Origin of the sequence: Methylobacterium sp. E-016, assembly GCF_022829745.1 — a bacterium.
Lineage (GTDB): Bacteria > Pseudomonadota > Alphaproteobacteria > Rhizobiales > Beijerinckiaceae > Methylobacterium.
Map to the genome: position 1 here is coordinate 18,364 of NZ_JAKSYF010000193.1, position 18,989 is coordinate 37,352.

Here is an 18,989-nt window from a genome sequence, read left to right on the forward strand (position 1 = left end):
CGATGACCCCAGCCACAACCTACGCCGGCCGCGCTGTCGCCCTGTTCGGGCTCGGCGCCTCCGGCCTCGCCACCGCGCTCGCCCTGAAGGAAGGCGGCGCCCGCGTGATCGCCTGGGACGACAACGCCGAGGGCGTCGCCAGGGCCGCCGCGCAGGGGATCGAGACCGCGGACCTGCGCGCGGCCGACTGGTCGGGCTTCGCGGCGCTGATCCTCTCGCCCGGCGTGCCGCTGACCCATCCGGTGCCGCACTGGACGGTCGCGCTCGCCAAGGCGGCCGGCATCGAGATCGTCGGCGACATCGAGCTGTTCTGCCGGGAGCGGCGTGCGATCGCGCCGGGCGCGCCGTTCGTCGCGATCACCGGCACCAACGGCAAGTCGACCACCACGGCGCTGATCGCGCACATCCTGCGCGCGGCCGGGCGCGACGTGCAGATGGGCGGCAACATCGGCACCGCGATCCTGTCGCTGGCGCCCCCGGCGCCCGATCGCATCCACGTCGTCGAGCTGTCCTCGTTCCAGATCGACCTGACGCCCTCGCTCGATCCGAGCGTCGGCGTGCTCCTCAACATCACCCCCGATCACCTCGACCGCCACGGCACCTTCGCGCAATACGCCGCGATCAAGGAGCGGCTGATCCAGGGCTCGGACCGCGCGGTCGTCGGCGTCGACGACGGGCCGAGCCGCGCCATCGCGGACCGGTTCGCGGAACGGGGCGGCGACCGGCTGACCCGCATCCACGTGCCCCGCGACGCGGCGCTCACCGCCGACGCCGTCACCGTCCGCGACGGGGTGATCGCGGACCGTGATGGTGCGCCGATCGCCGACGTGTCCGCGATCCGGTCTCTGCGCGGCGCGCACAACTGGCAGAACGCGGCCGTGGCGGTCGCGGTCGCCCGCGCGCTCGGGCTCTCGCCCGACGACATCCAGGCCGGACTCGCGAGCTTTCCCGGCCTGCCGCACCGGATGGAGGAGGTCCGGGTCCACGGCGGCGTGCTGTTCGTCAACGATTCCAAGGCGACCAACGCCGATTCCACCGAGAAGGCGCTCACCGCCTTCCGCGACATCCACTGGATCCTCGGCGGCAAGGCGAAGGACGGCGGCATCTTCCCGCTGGTCCCGTATTTCGAGCGCATCGCGCACGCCTACCTGATCGGCGCCGCCTCCGACGCCTTCGCCGCGACGCTGGAAGGCGCCGTGCCCTACACCCGCTGCGAGACGCTCGACATCGCCGTCCGGGCGGCGGCAGAGGGCGCGGCGGCCTCGGGCGCGCCCGAGCCGGTGGTGCTGCTCTCGCCGGCCTGCGCCTCCTACGACCAGTTCCGCAGCTTCGAGCAGCGCGGCGACGTGTTTCGCGAGCTGGTGCGCGCGCTGCCCTGAACGGCCGGACGCCGGCGCCGGCGGGCGAGCCCCGCGCCGGACGTCGCCCTACCGGGCGAGCACGCGAGCCGCTTCGCGCGTCGTCGCCACCGCGACGGAGACCTCCGTCACCGAGCCCGAGATCGTGCTGATGTTGGCCGTGATCGCCGCGACGGCCTGGGCCGCCGCCTGCATGCTCTGCGACAGGTCGCGCGTGACGATGCTCTGCTCCTCGACCGCGCTCGCCGTGGCGACGACGTTCTCGCGCATGATGTCGACCGAGCCGCTGATCGAATCGAGGGCGCCGACCACCTCGCTCGACAGGCCCTGCAGGCCGTTGATCTCGGCGCCGATCTGCTCCGTCGCACGGGCGGCTTGGTTGGCGAGGTTCTTGACCTCGCTCGCGACGACCGCGAAGCCGCGTCCGGCTTCTCCGGCACGCGCCGCCTCGATGGTGGCGTTGAGCGCGAGCAGGTTGATCTGTGCGGCGATCGACTGGATCAGCCCGACGATGCCGCTCATCGACCCGGCAGCCTCCGAGAGGCGCTGGGTGAACCCGCCGGCCGCCTGGACCCGCTCGAAGGCGGCGTCGGTCGCGCCGCGCGAATATCCCATGCTCTGGGAGATCTCGGCGACGGAGGCGGCCAGTTCCTCCGCCGCCGCCGCCATCGTCGCCACATTGCCCGACGTCGTCTCCGCGGCCGCGAATGCCGCGCCCGACCCGTCCGCCGAGCGGGTGATCGCCTGGTCGATCTCGGAGAAGTTGCGCTCGATCAGCCTGCGGAGGTTGGCCAGCAGCATGACCTGATCGGTGATGTCGGTGGCGAGCTTCACGACCTTGTAGGGGCGGTTCGAGGCGTCGAAGATCGGATTGTAGGTCGCCTGGATCCAGACCTCGCGGCCGCCCTTCGCGATGCGCTTGTACTGCGCCGCCTGGTACTCGCCGCGCTTCAGCGCCGCCCAGAACGCCGCGTAGTCCGCGCTCTGCCCGTAGGCCGGCTCGACGAACATGCTGTGCGGGCGGCCGCGGACCTCGGACAGGTCGTAGCCCACCACGGCGAGGAAGTTCGCGTTGGCCTCGAGGATGGTGCCGTCGAGATCGAAGGCGATCACCCCTTGCGCCTTGTCGATCGCCGCGATCTGGCCGGCCCGGTCGGCATCCTCGGCCTTCTGCCGCGTGATGTCGGTGGCGAACTTCACCACCTTGTAGGGCTTGCCGTCACGCCCGATCATCGGGTTGTAGGAGGCCTCGATCCAGATGTCGCGGCCGCCCTTCGCCATCCGCCGGAACTGGCCCGCGCTGAACGCGCCGCTGCGGAGACGCTCCCAGAACGCCTTGTACTCCGCCGAGTCCCGGTACTGCGGATCGACCAGCATCGCATGCGGCTGCCCGACCAGCTCGGGCAGGCTGTAGCCCACAGCTGCGAGAAAATTCGCGTTGGCGTCGAGGATGCGGCCCGAGAGGTCGAACTCGATCACCCCCTGCACCCGGTCGAGGGCGGCAAGCTTGGCGGCGGCTTCGACAGTCTTGCGTGCAGCGAACATGGGCGGATCGTCCCGGCGCGGCATCTTCGCAATGCGATGCCGAAGTGAACACAATCCAAGATTGCGTTTTTGCTGTTAAGATTTCGTATTCGGTCGACCGTGGCGCGACCGATCGGCGAGGAGGCGCCGGGGGTTGACGGGACGGGCGGCGGCTCCGGCGCGGTTTCGCAAGGATGCGTTTACCATTCGCGGACAGGATCGCTCTCGACCGTCGCGTGCCCCTGCGCGACCGCTCGCAAGGCCGTCGCACGCCCATGATCTCCCGCGCGGAACGCACGCCCCTGACCGACTGGTGGTGGACGGTCGACCGCGGCCTGCTCGCGGCGCTCGCCGCCCTGATGGTCGCCGGCCTCGTCTTCCTGATGGGCGGCGGGCCGCCGGTGGCCGAGCGCATCGGCCTGCCGACCTTCTACTTTCTCAACCGCCAGGCGATGTACCTCGCGCCGACGATCCTGCTGATCTGCGCGGTCTCGTTCCTGAGCTTGCGCGGCATCCGCCGGCTGGCGCTCGGCACCTGGCTCGCGGGCGTCGCGCTGTGCCTCCTCGCCGGCAAGTTCGGGCCGGAGATCAAGGGCGCCCACCGCTGGATCCAGTTCGGCTCGTTCGGCCTGCAGCCCTCGGAGTTCGTCAAGCCCGCCTTCGTCGTGGTCGCCGCCTGGGCGTTCTCGGAGGGCGCGCAGCGCCGCGACATGCCGGGCGGCTTCCTTGCGATCCTGCTCCTGCCGATCACCATCGTCCCGCTGCTGCTGCAGCCCGATTTCGGCCAGACGATGCTGATCACGCTGGTGTGGTGCGCGCTGTTCTTCGTCGCCGGCCTGCACCTGATCTGGGTGGCGGTGCTCGGCGTGCTCGGCCTGACCGGGGTGTTCGCCGCCTACACCTTCTTCCACCACGTCCGCGAGCGCTTCAACCGCTTCCTCGACAAGGATTCGGGCGACAGCTTCCAGACCTTCTGGTCGCAGGAATCGTTCCGCTCCGGCGGCTGGTTCGGCACCGGCCCGGGGGAGGGGATCGCCAAGCGCCACCTGCCCGACGCCCATACCGACTTCATCTTCTCGGTGACCGGCGAGGAGTTCGGCGTGCTGGTCTGCCTCTGCCTCGTCGCTTTGTTCGCCTACATCGTGCTGCGCGGGCTCAAGCTCGCGCGCCGCACCGACGACACCTTCTCGAGGCTCGCCATCACCGGTCTGATCACGCTCTTCGGCCTCCAGGCCTGCATCAACATGGCGGTGAACACCCAGCTCATGCCGGCCAAGGGCATGACGCTGCCGTTCGTCTCCTACGGCGGCTCGTCGCTGATCTCGCTCGCGCTCGGCATGGGCTTCCTCGTGGCGCTCACCCGCAAGCGCCCGCGCACCACGATGCTGAGCCAGAAGCCGCCCGGCACGGCGCCGGCCACCGTCGCCGGAGTCATGCGGTGACGGTGTTCACGCCGACCATCCTGCTCTGCGCCGGCGGCACCGGCGGCCACCTGTTCCCGGCCGAGAGCCTCGCCCACGCGCTGCGGGCGCGGGGCATCCGCGTGGTGCTCGCCACCGACGCGCGGGTCGACTCGATCAGCGGCGGCTTCCCGGCCTCCGAGATCGTCACCATCACCTCGGCGACCCCGTCCGGCCGCTCGATGCTGCGCCGGGCCGGCGCGGTGCTGACGCTGGGCCGCGGCTTCGCGGAGGCGGCCAAGGCGGTCAAGCGCATCAACCCGGCGGCGATCGTCGGCTTCGGCGGCTACCCGACCGTGCCGCCGATGCTCGCCGGCCAGATCCTGCGCGTGCCGACGATCATCCACGAGCAGAACGCGGTGATGGGGCGGGCCAACGCCTTCCTGGCGCGCGGCGCCCGCACCATCGCCACCGGCTTCAAGGAGGTCCGCGGCGTCCCCGACAAGGCGCGTGCCCCCCGCGTCCACACCGGCAACCCGTTGCGCCCGGCGGTGATCGAGGCCGCGAAGGTCGCCTATCCGCCGCTCGGGCCGGCGGACGCCCTGCACCTCCTCGTCTTCGGCGGAAGCCAGGGCGCGCGGGTGATGGGCGAGGTCGTGCCGAAAGCCCTGGCGCAGCTTCCGGCCGACCTGCGGGCCCGCCTCCACCTCGTGCAGCAGGTCCGCCCCGAGGACCTGACGGCGGTGCAGAACGACTACCTCGCCATGGGGCTCGCCGGCATCGAGGCGGCGCCGTTCTTCAAGGACCTGCCGGGGCGGATGGCGGCGAGCCACCTCGTGGTCGCCCGCTCGGGCGCCTCGACGGTCTCGGAGCTCGCCGCCATCGGCCGGCCGTCGATCCTGGTGCCGCTGCCCGGGGCGCTCGATCAGGACCAGGCCGCCAACGCCGCGACGCTGGCCAAGATCGGCGCGGCCCTGGCCGTCGCGCAGACCGCGTTCACGCCGGACCGGCTCACCGCGGAGCTGGTCGACGCCTTCGCGAATCCTAAGAAATTGACCGCGGCGGCGCAAGCCGCGAAAAGCGCCGGCATCCACGACGCCGCCGAGCGGCTCGCCGCGGTGGTCGTCGACACGGCCGCCCGCACCTGATTCTTCCGGGACGCATGCCTCCGCGCAGTCCCGTCATCGAACGGTTCCTCCCATGAAGCTGCCCGACAAGCTCGGTCCCATCCACTTCATCGGCATCGGCGGCATCGGCATGTCCGGCATCGCCGAGGTGATGCACAACCTCGGCTACACGGTGCAGGGCTCCGACGCCTCGGACAACGCCAACGTGCGGCGGCTGGCCGACAAGGGCATGAGGACCTTCGTCGGCCATGCCGCCGCCAACGTCGAGAATGCCGGCCTCGTGGTCGTCTCGACCGCGATCCAGCGCGACAACCCCGAGTTGATGGCCGCGCGCGAGGCCCGGCTGCCGGTGGTGCGCCGGGCCGAGATGCTGGCCGAGCTGATGCGCTTCAAGTCCTGCGTCGCCATCGCCGGCACCCACGGCAAGACCACGACGACCTCCCTCGTCGCGACGCTGCTCGACGCCGGCAACATGGACCCGACGGTGATCAACGGCGGCATCATCAACGCCTACGGCACCAACGCCCGCATGGGCGAGGGTGAGTGGATGGTGGTGGAGGCCGACGAATCCGACGGCACCTTCCTGAAGCTGCCGGCCGACGTCGCCATCGTCACCAACATCGACCCGGAGCATCTCGACCATTTCGGCTCGTTCGACGCGGTCAAGGACGCCTTCCGGCGCTTCATCGACAACATCCCGTTCTACGGCTTCGCGGTGATGTGCATCGACCATCCCGTCGTCCAGGACCTCGTCGGCCACATCGAGGACCGCCGCATCATCACCTACGGCGAGAACCCGCAGGCCGACGTGCGCCTCATCGACGTGGACCTGCGCGGCGGTCAGAGCCGCTTCCGCGTGATGATCCGCGACCGGCGTCCGGGCTTCCGCATGGAGATGGAGGACCTCGTCCTGCCGATGCCGGGCAAGCACAACGCGCTCAATGCCACCGCGGCGCTGGCCGTCGCGCACGAGCTCGGCGTGCCGGCGGACGCGATCCGCAAGGCGCTGGCCGGGTTCGGCGGCGTCAAGCGCCGCTTCACCCGCACCGGCGAATGGAACGGCGCCCAGATCTTCGACGATTACGGGCACCATCCGGTGGAGATCAAGGCGGTGCTCAAGGCCGCCCGCGCCTCCACCGACGCGAAGGTGATCGCGATCGTGCAGCCGCACCGCTACTCGCGCCTCGCCTCGCTGTTCGACGATTTCTGCACCTGCTTCAACGATGCCGACACGGTCATCGTCGCCCCCGTCTACGCGGCGGGCGAGGCGCCGATCGAGGGCATCGACCGCGACGGCCTCGTCGCCGGCCTGCGCTCCCGCGGTCACCGCGACGCGCAGGCGCTCGAGCGCCCGGAAGACCTCGCCGGGATCGTGGCCGCGCACGCGACCGAGGGCGACTACGTCGTCTGCCTCGGCGCCGGCAACATCACGCAATGGGCCTACGCGCTGCCGGCGGAGCTGGCGGCGTTCAAGGGGTGAGCTCGAATGAGCCCGGCCGACAGCGAGCGCACGGCATTTCGGCGGCGCCTTCGGCAGGGGCAGACCGAGGCCGAACGGACGCTGTGGTATCGCTTGCGCGATCGGCGGCTGGCCGGGTTCAAGTTCGTTCGGCAGGAGAGCATCGGCCGCTACGTGGCCGATTTCTGCTGCTGTGAGCCGAAGCTGATCATCGAGATCGATGGCAGCCAGCACGCCGACAATGCCTACGACCGCGCTCGCGATGCATGGCTGGCCGATCTGGGCTACCGCGTCCTGCGGTTTTGGAACGCGGAGATCATGAGCAGCCCGTCAGTCGTTCTCGATACGATCTTCAGCGCGCTCCCCCCCTCTCCCCGCACGCGGGGAGAGGGCCGCGACGACCTCGTCGTCGGCGTGGCTAGCCCGAAGGGCGATGGTGAGGGGACGTCGCCGGACGCACCCGTCCTGACCCCGCCCCCTCACCCTCGGCTGCCGCCTCGCTTCGTCGACGACGGGGTCGACGAAGCCCTCTCCCCGCGTGCGGGGAGAGAGGGAGCGAACCGATGACCGCCTTCCCCGACATCACGCCGGCGATCCGCGCCGCCGCGCCGGCCCTGCGGGGGCGGCTGCTGGTGAACGCGGCGTTGTCCGACCTGACCTGGTTCCGCGTCGGCGGCCCGGCGCAGGTGCTGTTCACGCCGGCCGACGAGGAGGATCTCGCCCACCTCCTGGCCGGTCTCGATCCCGAGATCCCGGTGACGGTGATCGGGCTCGGCTCGAACCTGATCGTGCGCGACGGCGGCATTCCCGGCGTGACGATCCGGCTCGGCGGCAAGGCGTTCGGAGCGGTGGAGGTCGACGGCGACCGCCTGCAGGCCGGCACCGCCTTGCCCGACATGCGCCTGGCGAAGGCGGCGGCCGAAGCGTCGCTCGACGGGCTCGCCTTCTTCCGCGGCATCCCGGGCTCGGTCGGCGGCGCCCTGCGCATGAACGCCGGCGCCCATGGCGGCGAGACCACCGACGTGCTCCTCGAGGCGCGCGGGGTCGACCGGCGCGGTGCGCTCCGCCGCTTCGGCCATGCCGAGATGGGCTTCACCTACCGCCATGCGGCGGCGCCCGACGACGTGATCTTCACGAGCGCCCTGTTCCGCGGCCGCCCCGGCGAGCGCGCGGCGATCGAGGCGGAGATGGCGCGGGTGACCGCGGCGCGGGAAGCCGCGCAGCCGATCCGCGAGCGCACCGGCGGCTCGACCTTCAAGAACCCGCCGGGCGGCAAGGCGTGGCAGCTCGTCGACGCCGCCGGCTGCCGCGGCCTGACGCGGGGCGGCGCGCAGGTCTCCGAGATGCACTGCAACTTCCTGATCAATCGCGACGGCGCCACGGCCGCCGACATCGAGGGCTTGGGCGAGGAGGTGCGCCGGCGGGTGCGCGAGACCAGCGGGATCGAGCTGCACTGGGAGATCAAGCGGATCGGAATCTCCGTCGACAGATCGACGCCTACGCTGACCGGCGATCCGTTCGGCATCTTTTCCGAGTGGGCAGGTCCCGAAGACGGGAAGGCCTATCGTGACCTCTGACCCCTAGTCCGCGTTCGCAAACAGCGTGGGCTGGGCAGAGGCTATCTGAACACGGGCGCCGGCCGCCCGTTCGTCCCCCTTCGACACGCGCCCCGGAGCCCTCCATGTTTAAGCACGTCGCCGTCCTGATGGGCGGCACCTCCTCCGAGCGCGAGGTCTCGCTGAATTCGGGTACCGCCTGCGCCGACGCGCTGGAGGGAGAGGGCTATCGCGTCACCCGCGTCGACGTCGGGGCCGACATCGCATCGGTGCTGACCGAGCTTCGGCCCGATGCGGCCTTCAACGCGTTGCACGGGCCGGCGGGCGAGGACGGCACGATCCAGGGCCTGCTCGAGATCCTGCGCATTCCCTACACGCATTCGGGCGTGCTCGCTTCCGCGCTCGCCATGCACAAGGAGCGGGCCAAGGTGGTGATGCGGGCGGCCGGCGTCAGCGTCCCGGAAGGGCTGGTCGTTAACCGGCATGATGCCGCGAAGTCACACCCGATCGCCCCGCCCTACGTCGTCAAGCCGGTCTCCGAAGGCTCCTCGATGGGCGTGATCATCGTCCGCGACGGGCGCTCGCATCCGCCCCAGATCCTGGCCTCGGACGAATGGGCGTTCGGGGAGGAAGTCCTTGTGGAGACTTACGTTGCGGGCCGCGAGCTCACCTGCGCGGTGATGGGCGACCGGGCCCTCGGCGTGATCGAGATCAAGGCCGCCTCGGGGGGGTGGTACGACTACGACGCGAAGTACGCGCCGGGAGGCTCGATCCACGTCCTGCCGGCCGAACTTAAACCAAATGTTTACCAGCGTGTCCAAGAGTTGTCGTTAACGGCGCATCAAGCACTGGGCTGCCGGGGCGTCAGCCGTGCCGACCTTCGCTACGACGACACACCGGGTGGAACCGGTGCCCTCGTCGTCCTGGAGGTCAACACGCAACCCGGCATGACCCAGACCAGCCTTGTGCCGGACATGGCCGCCCATGCTGGGTATCGTTTCGGTGAGTTCGTGCGATGGATGGTGGAGGACGCGTCTCTGGGCCGCTGAGCCCCGCTGGGTTTCCCGGCGCGACCGGTCCAGCCGCGCGCCTCGTCGGCGGCGTTCTCGCCCGGCTTCCGCGCTTCCTGCGCCGGTCCGACTCGATGCGCCGCGGCCGGCCCGGGCCGTCGATGGCCGAGCGCCTGCCGCGCGGCATCGGCGCCCTCGGCCTCAGCACGGCCTTCGGTGCGCTGGCGCTCGCCGGCTTCGTCGCCAGCGGCCGCTACGACGCCTTCGTCATCGAGAACGGCCGCCCCCTCGACATCCTCGCCCGCGTCGCCGGCTTCGGCGTCGAGCGCGTCACCATCTCGGGCATCTCGCGGATGTACGAGCGCGAGGTGCTCGCCGCCGCCGGCATCGACTGGCGCTCGTCCGTGCCCTTCCTCGACGTCGCCGAGGTGCGCGCCCGCCTGCTCCGGGTGCCGCTGATCGCCTCCGTCTCGGTGCGCAAGATCTATCCCCGCGAGATCGTCATCAACCAGGTCGAGCGCGAGCCCGCCGCCCTGTGGCAGATGAACGGCGAGATCAGCGTCATCGCCGCCGACGGCACGATCATCGATACGATGCGCGACGACCGCTACGCGAGCCTGCCGCTGGTCGTCGGCGACGACGCCAACACCAAACTCGGCGAGTACCTCGCCCTGGTCGCCGCGGCCGGCCCGCTCGCCGACCGCATCCGCGCCGGCACCTACGTCTCCGGCCGGCGCTGGACCCTGAAGCTCGACGGCGTCGACATCCGCCTGCCGGAAATCGAGCCCGGAGCCGCGCTGGCCCGGCTGGTCGAGCTCGAGCGCGCCAACCGCCTGCTGGAGAAGGACATCATCGCGGTCGATCTGCGGATGCCCGACCGGGTCGTGGTCCGCCTCACCGAGGAGGCCGCGGCCGCCCGAGCCGAGGCGCAGAAGAAGACGAAGAAGGGGACCGCGACGTGAGCGCAGTCCGGTCCACCCGCCGCCCCGCCCGTTCCCCGTCCTTCGTCGGTAAGCGCTGATGCATTCCCAACACGGCCTGACGCCCCGCCTGAAGCCGCTCTCGGCGCGCCGCAGCACCACGCTGTCGGTGCTCGACATCGGCACCAGCAAGGTCGTCTGCCTCATCGCCGAGCTGCAGCCGGCCGAAGCCCTCACCACGCTGAAGGGCCGGACGCACCTCGCCCGCATCATCGGCATCGGCCACCAGCGCTCGCACGGGCTGAAGGGCGGCGCGATCGTCGACCTCGAGGCCGCCGAGGGCGCGATCCGGCAGGCGGTGCACGCCGCCGAGCGGATGGCCAAGGTCGAGGTCCAGTCGGTCATCGTCAACATGAGCGGCGGGCGCCTCGCCTCGCAGCACTTCCAGGCGCGGGTCAACGTCCGCACCGGCACCGTCACCGGCGCCGACGTGGAGCGCGTGCTGGAGACCGCGAGCGCCCACGGCGTCAGCCCCGGCCGCGCCGTGCTGCACGCGCTGCCGACCGGCTACGCCCTCGACGGCCAGGGCGCGGTGATCGACCCCTCGGGGATGATCGGCGAGGCGCTCGGGGTCGACCTCCACGTCGTCACGGCGGAAGCCGCGGCCGCCCGCAACGTCATGCTCGCGATCGAGCACTGCCATCTCGGCGTCGAGGCGGTGATCGCCACCCCCTACGCCGCGGGCCTCTCGGCGCTGGTCGACGACGAGGCCGAGATGGGCGTCTGCGTCGTCGACATGGGCGGCGGCACCACGAGCTTCGGCGTGTTCTCCGGGGGGCACCTCGTCCACACCGATGCGATCGCGGTCGGCGGCCACCACGTCACCATGGACATCGCCCGCGGGCTCTCGACCCGGGTCGCGGCGGCCGAGCGGCTGAAGACGCTCTACGGCTCGGCCATCGCCACCCCGTCGGACGAGCGCGACATGATCGCCGTCCACGGCGTCGGCGAGGACGAGGGCGAGACCCCGAACCACGTTCCGCGCTCGCAGCTGGTGCGGATCATCAAGCCGCGGGTCGAGGAGGTGGTCGAGCTCGTCCGCGACCGCCTGCGCGCGGCCGGCTTCGCCGCCCAGGCGGGGCGCCGGGTCGTGCTCACGGGCGGCGCGAGCCAGCTCGTCGGCCTGCCCGAGGTCACCCGCCGGGTGATGCAGGGCCAGGTCCGGATCGGGCGCCCGCTCGGCATCCGCGGCCTGCCCGAGGCGGCTAAGGGTCCGGCCTTCTCGGCCGCGGTCGGCCTGCTGGTCTACCCGCAGGTGGCGCATGCCGAGCACTTCGAGCCGCGGGGGCAGCGCGCCTTCGCCGGCACCGGCACCGACGGTTACATCGGCCGCGTCTACGAGTGGCTGAAGCAGGGTTTCTAGGCGTTTTCCCGGGCGCCCTCTCGCGCCCGGCCTCGACGAATCGGCGCTTCCTCCACGGAGGCGCTCCGGACAACGCGTTAAAGGTCACGAAGGGCTCGACACCATGGCCATCTCTCTCCAGGCGCCTGACATCCGCGAACTCAAGCCCCGCATCACCGTGTTCGGTGTCGGCGGCGCCGGCGGCAACGCCGTCAACAACATGATCGAGTCGGGCCTGCTCGGCTGCGAGTTCGTCGTGGCCAACACCGACGCCCAGGCGCTGACCTCGTCGAAGGCCGAGCGCGTGATCCAGATGGGGCTGGGCGTGACGCAGGGCCTCGGCGCCGGCTCCCACCCCGAGGTCGGCTCGGCCGCCGCCGACGAGGTGATCGACGAGATCCGCGACCAGCTCTCGGGCGCGCACATGTGCTTCATCACCGCCGGCATGGGCGGCGGCACCGGCACCGGCGCGGCCCCCGTCATCGCCCGCGCCGCCCGCGACATGGGCATCCTCACCGTCGGCGTCGTGACGAAGCCGTTCCAGTTCGAGGGCCTGCGCCGCATGCGCACGGCGGAAGCCGGCATCCAGGAGCTGCAGGCGGCCGTCGACACGCTGATCGTGATCCCGAACCAGAACCTGTTCCGGGTCGCCAACGAGAAGACCACCTTCGCCGACGCCTTCGCGATGGCCGACCAGGTGCTCTACTCGGGCGTCGCCTGCATCACCGACCTGATGGTCAAGGAAGGCCTGATCAACCTCGACTTCGCCGACGTGCGCGCGATCATGCGCGGCATGGGCAAGGCGATGATGGGCACCGGCGAGGCGTCCGGCGAGAAGCGCGCCAGCCGCGCGGCCGAGGCCGCGATCGCCAACCCGCTCCTCGACGACGTCTCGATGAAGGGCGCCCGCGGCCTGCTGATCTCGATCACCGGCGGCGCCGACCTGACCCTGTACGAGCTCGACGAGGCCGCCACCCGCATCCGCGAGGAGGTCGACCAGGAAGCCAACATCATCCTCGGCGCGACCTTCGACGAGAGCCTCGACGGCATCATCCGCGTCTCGGTCGTCGCCACTGGGATCGAGCCGGCGCTGATCTCGGCCAACTCGCCGAACAACAAGGAGATCGCCGAGACCGAGCAGCGCATCGCCGAGGTGGCCGAGCGCCTGCGCTCCGAGGCCCGCTCGCGCGCCGCCCAGAACGCCCCGAGCTTTCGCGCCGCGGCCGAGCCGGCCGTGACGCAGGCTCAGCCGGCCCCCGTCCAGCCCGCGCGCCCGGCCCCCGAGCCGGTGCAGCACGCCGAGCCCCGCATCGAGGCGGCTCCGGTGATGCGCGACGACATCATGCTGACCCAGTCCCAGCCCCGCGCCGCCGCCCCGTTCGTGCCGGCCCCGGCGCCGGCCCCCGAGCCGGTCGCCCAGCACCATGCCGGCCCGTTCATGCCGCCGCGCCCGGCAGCTCCCGTCGCCGCCCCGCTCGCCCGCGCCCCGCGGATGCCGCAGATCCACGAGCTGCCGCCGATCGCCCAGACCCAGATCGCCGCCAGCCGCGGCGAGCCGGTCGACAACCAGGGCGACACCAAGCGCACCAGCCTGCTCCGCCGCCTCGCGACCGTCGGCTTCGGCGGCCGCCGCGAGGAAGCCGAGCCGGCGCCGGCGCCCCGCGCCCAGCCGCAGGTCCAGGCCCCGATGCCGCCGGCCCCGCGGGTCCAGGCTCCGGTCGCCCCGACCTACCGCCCGGCGCAGGGCAACCTCGACGCGCAGGGCCGCATGGCGCCCCAGCCGCGGATGATGGACGACGACCAGCTCGAGATCCCGGCCTTCCTCCGCCGGCAGGCCAACTGATCCGACGCTCACCGAGACCCCGCGGGCGAAGGCCCGCGGGACTTATCCGCGCGATTCGCCGCCCGGCCGGGATGCCGCCCGGGCGCCTGTCGCACCGCAGCATGGATCCGCCGCTCCGCGAGGGCCGGCGGGTTCTTTCGTCGTTCCGGGCGCCGTTTCCGGTCCCGTCGCGCGGCCTCGGACCCGGTCATGGTGCCTCGAAGACACAGCGCGCCGCGGTTGTAGAGGGCTTGTTAACCATTCGTTAACATGTTGAGCAGGAACGATATTCCCGAGATCGCGGCGCAAGCGTGTCTGTAACACAGCGTAAGAAAGCGTGATTTGGCCGTGCTGTGCGCCGCAGCTATAAAAATCTCGGACCAACGAATAGCGGCGCGGTTTTCGGACCGACGCCGCACGCAGGGGCTTCAAGCAGCGGACGGATCGGAAGGCGTCGTCACCACGCGAAATGCGGGGTGGCGTGGCCGGATCGCGGCCGAGGGCTAAGGAATGCGGACGAACCAACAAACAACCCTCAAGGGCGCGACCGTGCTGAGCGGCATCGGCGTCCATTCCGGAAACCCGGTTGCGATCACGCTGCGCCCGGCTTCTGCGAACCACGGCATCGCTTTACTCCGCACCGGAATGGCCTCCGGCAACGACCGTCTGATCAAGGCCCACCACGCCTGCGTTTCCGCGACTGAGCTCTGCACCGTGATCGGCGACGTCGAATCCGGTGCGGTCGCCACGATTGAGCACCTGATGTCCGCCTTTTACGGCCTGGGCGTCGACAACGCGCTGGTCGAGATCGACGGACCGGAAATGCCGATCCTCGACGGAAGTGCGCTCCCCTTCGTCAAGGCGATCGACGCGGTCGGCATCGCGCAGACCGGCACCGCCCGCCGCTGGATCAAGGTGCTGCGCCACGTCCGCATCGAGGCGGGCACCGCCTTCGCCGAGCTGCGCCCGATCGACCGGGGCTTCCGCCTCGACGTCGAGATCGATTTCGAAAGCCCGGTGATCGGCCGCTCGCGCAAGGCGATGGACCTCACCGCCGCCGCCTACCGCCGCGAGATCGCCCCCGCCCGCACCTTCGGCATGATGAAGGACGTGGAGCGCTACTGGAAGGCGGGCTTCGCCCTCGGCGCCTCCCTCGAGAACACCGTCGCCGTCGGCGAGACCGACGTGGTCAACCCGGAAGGCCTGCGCTTCGCCGACGAGTTCGTCCGGCACAAGTTCCTCGACGCGGTCGGCGACCTCGCCCTCGCCGGGCTGCCGCTCCAGGGCGCCTACCGCTCCTATTGCGGCGGGCACCGCATGAACGTCGGCATCCTCGAGGCCCTGTTCGCCGACCGTGCGAACTACGCGATCGTCGAGGCCCAGGGCACCCGCCGCGAGACCGCGCTCGCCGAGTTCGGCGCCGGCCTCGGCATCGCCGCCTTCGCCGGCGACCTCTGAGATCTCTCCGGCAAACCGCCTGCCGCCCGCGGGCGATGTGGCCTGCAAGACACAGCCGCCCGCCGATCTGCGCGGGCGTGGAACCGCCGCTTTCATGCCCGAATCTGGCGCCACGGTGAATCGTCCGTGAAGAGCGCGGCAGTCCGGGATGCGGTGGCACCTCGGACCCGGTAGAGTGCCGGCGCCGACACGACGTCATGATGGCTCAACGGCGCGCTGCGACGCAGGACGCGCCCGTTCGGGGGAAGAACCGCCAATGCCTGTCACCCTTCGGACCCGCGGAGCGGCGGCGGCCGTGCTCATCACCGCCTTCGGCCTCGGTCTCGGCGGCTGCGACGCGCTCGACCCGACCAACCTGTTCGCCGACAAGTACAAGCCCGAGGTCGTGCAGGACACGCCGGCCGACAAGCTCTACAGCGAAGGCTTGGCGAAGATGGAAGACAGCGACTACGAGGGCGCCGTCAAGAAGTTCGATTCGCTCGACAAGCAGTACGCCTATTCCGACTGGTCGCGCCGCGCGCTGCTGATGACGGCCTACGCGAACTACGAGGGCCAGAAGTACGACGACGCGATCACCGCCTCGAAGCGCTACCTGCAGCGGCACCCGGCGAGCAAGGACGCGGCCTACGCCCAGTACCTGATGGCGATGTCGCAGTATAAGCAGATCCCCGACGTCACCCGCGACCAGGACCGGTCCGAGAAGGCGCTCGTCGCCCTGCAGGAGCTCGTCCAGAAGTATCCGACCTCGGAATACTCGACCGACGCGAAGGCCAAGATCCAGATCACCCGCGACCAGCTCGCCGGCAAGGAGATGGAGGTCGGGCGCTACTACCTCGAGCGCCGCAACTTCCCTGCCGCGATCAATCGCTTCCGCGACGTGGTGAGCAAGTATCAGACGACGCGTCACGCCGAGGAGGCGCTGGAGCGGCTGACCGAGGCCTACATGGCGCTCGGCATCACCGCCGAGGCGCAGAACTCGGCCGCCGTGCTCGGGCACAACTTCCCCGACAGTCCCTGGTACAAGGACGCGCACGCCCTCCTGCAGAACGGCGGCCTCGAGCCGCGCGAGGAGAAGAGCTCGTTCCTCAGCAAGATCTACTCCTCGGTGATGGGCCGCACGGCCGCCGCCCAGTAGGCTGCCCGCGCATCACGACGGGACGCGACTCGCGGGCGGGGCTTCGGCTCCGCCCGTTTCGCATTTCGGGGGTGCGGTCGGCCCGGCATCGGCCTACATGACGGCTTCGTATTTCCCTTAAGTTTGGGTTGCCCGGCCGGACGACGGCCGGCGCCCCGGAGGCTCGAAGGCGCGGCATGCTGGTGCAGCTCGCGATCCGCGACATCGTCCTGATCGACCGGCTCGACCTGAACTTCTCCGGCGGGCTCAGCGTGCTCACCGGCGAGACCGGCGCGGGCAAGTCGATCCTGCTCGACGCGTTCAGCCTGGCGCTGGGCGGGCGCGGCGACGGCTCCCTCGTGCGCCACGGCGAGGCGCAGGGCGGCATCACCGCGGTGTTCGACGTCGGCCTCGACCATCCCGCCCGGCGGATCGCCGCGGAATCGGAGATCGACACCGAGGGCGACCTGATCCTGCGGCGCACGCAGATGGCCGACGGGCGCACCCGCGCCTTCGTCAACGACCAGCCCGTCGGCGTGCAGGTTCTGCGCGCGATCGGCGCGGCCCTGGTCGAGATCCATGGCCAGCACGACGACCGCGCGCTCGCCGACGTCACCACGCACCGCGCCATCCTCGACGCCTTCGGCGGCCTGAGCGGCCCGCTCGACGCGGTCGCGAAGGCGGCCAAGACCGTCCGGGTCGCCCGCACGACGTTGGCCGAGCATCGCGCCCGCGTGGAGACCGCGCGCCGGGAGGCCGACTTCCTGCGCCACGCGGTCGAGGAGCTGGCGGCCCTCGATCCGAAGCCCGGCGAGGAGGCGACCCTGGCCGAGCGCCGCACCGTGATGCAGCAGAGCGAGAAGGTCGCGCGCGAGCTGAACGACGCGCTCGCCGCCGTCGGCGGCTCGCATTCGAGCGTGCCGCAGCTCTCCTCGGCGATCCGCAAGCTCGAGCGCCGGGCGGCGCAGCTGCCGGCTTTGGTCGAGCCCTGCGTCGCGGCGCTCGACGCCGCCCTCGTCGCCCTCGACGAGGCCCGCGCCGTCCTCGACGCGGCGGTGGCCGAGGCCGAGTTCGACCCGCGCGAGCTGGAGCGGGTCGAGGAGCGGCTGTTCGCCCTGCGCGCGGCCTCGCGCAAGTACGACGTCGCCGCCGACGACCTCGCCGCCCTGCGCGAGCGCTACGAGGCGGACGTCGCCGCGATCGATGCCGGCGAGGAGGCGCTCGCCGGCCTGGAGGCGACGCTGCAAACGGCCGAATCGGCCTACGCCAAGGCCTCCGAGAAGCTCAGCGCGGGGCGTCGGCGCGCGGCCAAGGCGCTCGACGCCGCCGTGCAGGCCGAGCTGCCCCCGCTGAAGCTCGAGCGCGCCCGGTTCATCACCGAGATCGTCACCGATCCCGAATCGCGCGACGCCGCCGGCATCGACCGGGTCGCGTTCTGGGCGCAGACCAATCCCGGCACCAAGGCCGGCCCGATGATGAAGGTGGCGTCCGGCGGCGAGCTGTCCCGCTTCATGCTCGCCCTCAAGGTGGTGCTCGCCGACAAGGGCTCGGCGCCGACGCTGATCTTCGACGAGATCGACACCGGCGTGGGCGGCGCGGTCGCCGACGCGATCGGCGCGCGGCTGGCGCGGCTGTCGCAGGACGTGCAGGTGGTGGCGGTGACGCACGCGCCCCAGGTCGCGGCGCGCGCCGGCACGCATTTCCTGATCGCCAAGGACGCGGTGAAGGGGGCTGGCCGCGTCGCCACCCGCGTCGCCTCGCTCCCCGTCGCGGCCCGCCGCGAGGAGATCGCCCGCATGCTCGCCGGCGCCACCGTCACCGACGAGGCCCGCGCCGCCGCCGCCCGCCTGCTCGAAGGCGCGGCGGTCTAGGATCGGATACCGATGAGCGCGCAGAACGGTCGGTTAAGGTTAATCCCTCCTTAACCATCCGGACCGACACTGTTGGGATCCGGTGGCGAAACCGATTCGCGGACGCCGGCGCTTCCATGTTCCGGGGGGGACCATGCATCAGGCCGCAGCCAAGTTCGAAGTCCTCGCGTCGCATCGCAACGGCGCCAGCGTCGACACCCATCATCTCGGCCAGACCCTGCGCACCGTCTACGAGGGCAGCGTCGACAAGCAGCCGATCCCCGATTCCCAGGTCGACCTCCTGCTGCGCATGCGCCAGAAGGAGCGCGACCGCCGCCGCAGCGCCTGAGGCTGGGAGGCGGCCCGCACGCGGCTCGCCGCGGGGGACGACCCGTCGATCGTGGGGCGAAGTGGCGAGGTTCGCCCGATCGCCGCGAGACGCGGGACCCAGCCGAGACAGGCTACCAGCGGCGGGCGCCCGGGCGACGCTGGTATTCGGCCGCGCGGATGCGCGTCAGCACCCGGTCGAGGCTCATCAGCATCGACGCCTCGTCGGCGCGGGCCCGCTCGGCCTCGCCCGGCTCCGTGCTGAAGTTCTGCCGTGCCTTCGCCAGCGCCAGGTCGCGCTCCAGGGCCTCGCGCTCGGCGTGGAGCGCCTGGTAGGCGTGGTCGTCGGGGAGCGGCGCACGCGTCGGCGCCGCAGGCGAATCGTGGGACACGGGATCGACCTTCCGATCCGGCGAGCCGCGGCGGGATGCTCGCGACAGGGCCCGGATCGCAATGAGAACGCGCCAACACCGTAAAGCGTGCCATCGCCACAGCATTCGCCGGCCGCGTTCGCGCTCGCCTCAAGCCCTGGTTGCGCCGTGTCATGCGGCTGTCATCTGCGTGCCCTAACGGCGGCGGTGTCGAGCGATGCGGCCGCGGCCGCCGGGTCGCCGGGTGGCCCGCGCGAATGCGAACGCGCGGATCGCGCTGCCCGGCACGCT

Annotated in this window: 16 protein-coding genes; 14 read left to right on the plus strand and 2 right to left on the minus strand. The window is 71.3% G+C overall.

Annotation, left to right across the window (positions count from 1 at the left end):
- Nucleotides 1-2 precede the first annotated feature (2 nt).
- Nucleotides 3-1,379, plus strand: coding sequence for a UDP-N-acetylmuramoyl-L-alanine--D-glutamate ligase (murD, locus tag MKK68_RS27065; protein WP_244033500.1), 1,377 nt, complete (start codon nt 3-5; stop codon nt 1,377-1,379).
- A 48-nt stretch (nt 1,380-1,427) separates the two neighbouring features.
- On the opposite strand, the gene MKK68_RS27070 is transcribed toward murD, so the two are convergent.
- Entirely contained in the window at nt 1,428-2,903 is a 1,476-nt protein-coding gene (locus MKK68_RS27070; RefSeq protein ID WP_243935745.1) for a PAS domain S-box protein, read from the minus strand.
- A 254-nt stretch (nt 2,904-3,157) separates the two neighbouring features.
- On the opposite strand from MKK68_RS27070, the gene MKK68_RS27075 reads away from it, so the two are divergent.
- From MKK68_RS27075 to MKK68_RS27135, 13 genes are all read left to right on the plus strand, one after another.
- Nucleotides 3,158-4,324: an FtsW/RodA/SpoVE family cell cycle protein gene (locus tag MKK68_RS27075; protein WP_147727664.1), complete on the plus strand. Its 1,167-nt coding sequence runs from the start codon at nt 3,158-3,160 to the stop codon at nt 4,322-4,324.
- A complete protein-coding gene (gene murG / locus MKK68_RS27080; RefSeq protein ID WP_244033501.1) occupies nt 4,321-5,430 on the plus strand; it encodes an undecaprenyldiphospho-muramoylpentapeptide beta-N-acetylglucosaminyltransferase in 1,110 nt (369 codons plus the stop codon). The genes MKK68_RS27075 and murG overlap by 4 nt, the downstream gene beginning before the upstream one ends.
- 52 nt (nt 5,431-5,482) lie before the next feature.
- Nucleotides 5,483-6,889 (plus strand): UDP-N-acetylmuramate--L-alanine ligase, encoded by a 1,407-nt coding sequence (murC, locus tag MKK68_RS27085; protein ID WP_147727666.1) that lies wholly within the window; start codon nt 5,483-5,485, stop codon nt 6,887-6,889.
- Nucleotides 6,890-6,895: 6 nt separating this feature from the next.
- Nucleotides 6,896-7,435, plus strand: a complete 540-nt coding sequence (locus MKK68_RS27090) for an endonuclease domain-containing protein (protein WP_243951370.1) — start codon at nt 6,896-6,898, stop codon at nt 7,433-7,435.
- Nucleotides 7,432-8,445 carry a UDP-N-acetylmuramate dehydrogenase gene (gene murB / locus MKK68_RS27095; protein ID WP_244033502.1) on the plus strand — a complete coding sequence of 338 codons (1,014 nt, stop codon included), beginning with the start codon at nt 7,432-7,434 and terminating at the stop codon, nt 8,443-8,445. The genes MKK68_RS27090 and murB overlap by 4 nt, the downstream gene beginning before the upstream one ends.
- A 104-nt stretch (nt 8,446-8,549) precedes the next feature.
- Complete coding sequence (locus MKK68_RS27100; protein WP_244033503.1) at nt 8,550-9,473, plus strand: D-alanine--D-alanine ligase; 924 nt, start codon at nt 8,550-8,552, stop codon at nt 9,471-9,473.
- Nucleotides 9,440-10,396, plus strand: a complete 957-nt coding sequence (locus tag MKK68_RS27105) for a cell division protein FtsQ/DivIB (RefSeq protein WP_147858990.1) — start codon at nt 9,440-9,442, stop codon at nt 10,394-10,396. The genes MKK68_RS27100 and MKK68_RS27105 overlap by 34 nt, the downstream gene beginning before the upstream one ends.
- A 58-nt stretch (nt 10,397-10,454) precedes the next feature.
- Entirely contained in the window at nt 10,455-11,777 is a 1,323-nt protein-coding gene (gene ftsA, locus MKK68_RS27110) for a cell division protein FtsA (RefSeq protein WP_147729212.1), read from the plus strand.
- Between the two features lie 103 nt (nt 11,778-11,880).
- Complete coding sequence (gene ftsZ, locus MKK68_RS27115; RefSeq protein WP_243933164.1) at nt 11,881-13,599, plus strand: cell division protein FtsZ; 1,719 nt, start codon at nt 11,881-11,883, stop codon at nt 13,597-13,599.
- Nucleotides 13,600-14,088: 489 nt separating this feature from the next.
- Nucleotides 14,089-15,036: a UDP-3-O-acyl-N-acetylglucosamine deacetylase gene (gene lpxC / locus MKK68_RS27120; protein ID WP_244033504.1), complete on the plus strand. Its 948-nt coding sequence runs from the start codon at nt 14,089-14,091 to the stop codon at nt 15,034-15,036.
- A gap of 256 nt (nt 15,037-15,292) precedes the next feature.
- Nucleotides 15,293-16,171, plus strand: a complete 879-nt coding sequence (locus MKK68_RS27125; protein ID WP_147728111.1) for an outer membrane protein assembly factor BamD — start codon at nt 15,293-15,295, stop codon at nt 16,169-16,171.
- Between the two features lie 176 nt (nt 16,172-16,347).
- Nucleotides 16,348-18,021 carry a DNA repair protein RecN gene (gene recN, locus MKK68_RS27130; RefSeq protein WP_147843379.1) on the plus strand — a complete coding sequence of 558 codons (1,674 nt, stop codon included), beginning with the start codon at nt 16,348-16,350 and terminating at the stop codon, nt 18,019-18,021.
- A 133-nt stretch (nt 18,022-18,154) separates the two neighbouring features.
- The gene (locus MKK68_RS27135; RefSeq protein WP_147728113.1) at nt 18,155-18,349 is read left to right on the plus strand and encodes a hypothetical protein; all 195 of its coding nucleotides are present in this window, start codon (nt 18,155-18,157) and stop codon (nt 18,347-18,349) included.
- 112 nt (nt 18,350-18,461) lie between these two features.
- Here the strand turns inward: MKK68_RS27135 and MKK68_RS27140 are convergent, their stop codons facing one another.
- On the minus strand, nt 18,462-18,719 hold the full coding sequence (locus MKK68_RS27140; protein WP_147728114.1) for a hypothetical protein: 258 nt from the start codon (nt 18,717-18,719) through the stop codon (nt 18,462-18,464).
- Nucleotides 18,720-18,989: the final 270 nt, after the last annotated feature.

Bases quoted from the DNA above. Each gene is read 5' to 3' on its own strand.
- ftsA (WP_147729212.1), top strand. From the start codon at position 10,455: ATGCATTCCCAACACGGCCTGACGCCCCGCCTGAAGCCGCTCTCGGCG.
- MKK68_RS27075 (WP_147727664.1), top strand. From the start codon at position 3,158: ATGATCTCCCGCGCGGAACGCACGCCCCTGACCGACTGGTGGTGGACG.
- MKK68_RS27125 (WP_147728111.1), top strand. From the start codon at position 15,293: ATGCCTGTCACCCTTCGGACCCGCGGAGCGGCGGCGGCCGTGCTCATC.
- recN (WP_147843379.1), top strand. From the start codon at position 16,348: ATGCTGGTGCAGCTCGCGATCCGCGACATCGTCCTGATCGACCGGCTC.
- murC (WP_147727666.1), top strand. From the start codon at position 5,483: ATGAAGCTGCCCGACAAGCTCGGTCCCATCCACTTCATCGGCATCGGC.
- MKK68_RS27100 (WP_244033503.1), top strand. From the start codon at position 8,550: ATGTTTAAGCACGTCGCCGTCCTGATGGGCGGCACCTCCTCCGAGCGC.
- ftsZ (WP_243933164.1), top strand. From the start codon at position 11,881: ATGGCCATCTCTCTCCAGGCGCCTGACATCCGCGAACTCAAGCCCCGC.
- murD (WP_244033500.1), top strand. From the start codon at position 3: ATGACCCCAGCCACAACCTACGCCGGCCGCGCTGTCGCCCTGTTCGGG.
- MKK68_RS27135 (WP_147728113.1), top strand. From the start codon at position 18,155: ATGCATCAGGCCGCAGCCAAGTTCGAAGTCCTCGCGTCGCATCGCAAC.
- MKK68_RS27090 (WP_243951370.1), top strand. From the start codon at position 6,896: ATGAGCCCGGCCGACAGCGAGCGCACGGCATTTCGGCGGCGCCTTCGG.
- MKK68_RS27105 (WP_147858990.1), top strand. From the start codon at position 9,440: ATGGATGGTGGAGGACGCGTCTCTGGGCCGCTGAGCCCCGCTGGGTTT.
- lpxC (WP_244033504.1), top strand. From the start codon at position 14,089: ATGCGGACGAACCAACAAACAACCCTCAAGGGCGCGACCGTGCTGAGC.
- murB (WP_244033502.1), top strand. From the start codon at position 7,432: ATGACCGCCTTCCCCGACATCACGCCGGCGATCCGCGCCGCCGCGCCG.
- MKK68_RS27070 (WP_243935745.1), bottom strand. From the start codon at position 2,903: ATGTTCGCTGCACGCAAGACTGTCGAAGCCGCCGCCAAGCTTGCCGCC.